The organism is Mameliella sp. CS4, from assembly GCF_019392335.1.
In the GTDB taxonomy this organism is placed as follows: domain Bacteria; phylum Pseudomonadota; class Alphaproteobacteria; order Rhodobacterales; family Rhodobacteraceae; genus Antarctobacter.
In genome coordinates this window covers 1-267 of the sequence record NZ_JAHXRQ010000172.1, presented here as the reverse complement: position 1 = coordinate 267, position 267 = coordinate 1, and the positions used below count along the sequence as shown (strand labels likewise).

The window sequence follows — 267 nt, the reverse complement described above, 5'->3', positions numbered from 1 at the left end:
CGACGCATCGAGCGTCATCTCGCCGAGGCGCGCCTGCCGCCGGGCAAGACGCTCGACGGCTTCGACTTCGCCGCCGTGCCGATGCTCTCGAAGGCTCAGGTCATGGCGGTCGCCGCCGGCGACGCCTGGCTTGCGCAGGGGGCCAACCTGCTCCTGTTCGGCCCACCCGGCGGCGGGAAGAGCCATCTCGCTGCAGCGATCGGGCTCGCTCTCGTCGAGGCCGGCTTCAAGGTGCTGTTCACCCGCACCACCGACCTCGTCCAAAAG

The 267-nt window shown here is 70.4% G+C and carries 1 protein-coding gene; it reads left to right on the top strand.

Annotation, left to right across the window (positions count from 1 at the left end; all coding sequences use genetic code 11):
• Positions 1–267, top strand: a 267-nt coding sequence (locus KZZ07_RS27000; RefSeq protein WP_219520060.1) for an ATP-binding protein, incomplete at both ends; no start/stop codon positions are given.